The following is a 1,605-nucleotide window of genomic DNA, read 5'->3' on the forward strand; positions in this document are numbered from 1 at the left end:
AAGCACAGATCGAGGCACTTGTCATGACGAATAATCTAGCAAAATTTGGAATGTTACAAACTAGCAATTGACGTATACTCATTAATACCATCAAATTCTTTCACACCATGGTTTGGCATTATAGATAACCTTCTATCCTTGTTCCAACATTTTGGGCAATACTTTTTTTCATCGTTTTTTCTTCTAAGAAAACCGTTGTCATCCATATACACATTCTTATTACTAAGAACATCTGATCTTATTTCAGCTATTTCTTCTCTTAGCTTAATATTTTCATTACTAAGTAAACTGAGTTTTTGTTGAAGCAGTATTATCTCATCATTCAATTCCTTATCCTTATATTTTTTGGCAATTGATTGTACTTTTTCAGCAACGATTATGGAATCCGAGATTAAAGACATTTAATCATTCCCTTCTAAATCAATCCTCGTCTAAATAAAAGCTCTTCAAGCGATAGGTAGTTATTGGCTCAACATAGTAATTATACTTGGCTACTAGATCGCAAATCTGATCACCATTAATCAACGTGATAATCCGGGTTCCTTGTCGCGCTGTCTTAACAGCATCTCTTGTAAAGTCTGAATTGGTGATGAAAATCCCAAACTCAGCATTAAATTTATCCATGGCACCACGAAATTTGTCGATCTCTGGTGCTGAAACCTTTCCCTGCCAACGTTTTGCTTGCAACGCTACTCTTGTAGTCCGGTAGTCATCAGAACGAACATACCCAAAGCCATCTAATCCACCATCAGCGACATATTGAACCCCAATCTCATCATCGACGTCAATCCCCATTTTAGTCAGCAGGCCACGACAAAAGAGCTCAAATTTTTTAGGACTCATCTTGATTAACGTATCTAGCAGTTGTTGACGCCAAGGTTCTTCTAGGTCTTCCGAATTATCTTGATTAGAGTTGGTGCTGTCGGGAACGGAATTAAACTTAACTCGAGTTGTCTTCCGGTGGGGCATTTTGCTTTCAGAAATTGACCTAACATCCCTATCAGCGTCAAAATCATCAATATCAATAGTGCGCCCCTTCTTGGAAAGCTCTAAGTCGTGTCCATTGTCAGTCTCAATAAACCCAGCAAGAATTAGATATTTCACTGCAAAGTTAAACTTCCAATTGAAAGGGTGATATTCTTTACCACTCTTTTTGGAGATTCGAACTTCATCAATTTCTTTCTCGCTGAATGTCTTTGAATTATCATGAAGTTCCTGCAGCACTTGTTTTCTAGTAACCTGTCCACCAAGATTATGCATAGCAATTAAGATTTCTTTCATTGCTTTATTTTCAATCTCAATTTGACGATTTGCCATTTTATGATTTTCCATCCTTACAACTATCTTTTCCTAAATTATAGTTGAGTGTACAATTCTGCTCAATAATGGTAACAAAATATGACAACGTGGCAGTGTCCTAATCTACTCAACTCCCTAAAACGAACACTGATCTACACAACCCGAAAATCCAGCATGTTATCCACCCAAACCTCGAATCCAAAAAGCAAAAAGTGTACTAATTCCAATCGGGCACTATTGCCTGTCAAGTATACAGTTTAAATAGAAAAATTATTTATGCGGCTTGAGCGCGGAACTTTTCTGCGC

2 protein-coding genes are annotated in these 1,605 nt (G+C 37.3%); both read right to left on the bottom strand.

Annotated elements, in window-relative coordinates; translation table 11 throughout:
* Positions 1–53: 53 nt before the first annotated feature.
* Positions 54–401, bottom strand: coding sequence for a hypothetical protein (locus QOS03_RS09090; protein WP_283576182.1), 348 nt, complete (start codon positions 399–401; stop codon positions 54–56).
* Positions 402–420: 19 nt separating this feature from the next.
* On the bottom strand, positions 421–1,317 hold the full coding sequence (locus QOS03_RS09095) for a restriction endonuclease (protein WP_283576183.1): 897 nt from the start codon (positions 1,315–1,317) through the stop codon (positions 421–423).
* Positions 1,318–1,605 lie beyond the last annotated feature (288 nt).

Source organism: Limosilactobacillus pulli (genome assembly GCF_947381555.1).
Classification (GTDB): domain Bacteria; phylum Bacillota; class Bacilli; order Lactobacillales; family Lactobacillaceae; genus Limosilactobacillus; species Limosilactobacillus pulli.

Coding starts and splice junctions, on each gene's coding strand:
- QOS03_RS09095 (WP_283576183.1), bottom strand. CDS start 1,317: ATGGCAAATCGTCAAATTGAGATTGAAAATAAAGCAATGAAAGAAATC.
- QOS03_RS09090 (WP_283576182.1), bottom strand. CDS start 401: ATGTCTTTAATCTCGGATTCCATAATCGTTGCTGAAAAAGTACAATCA.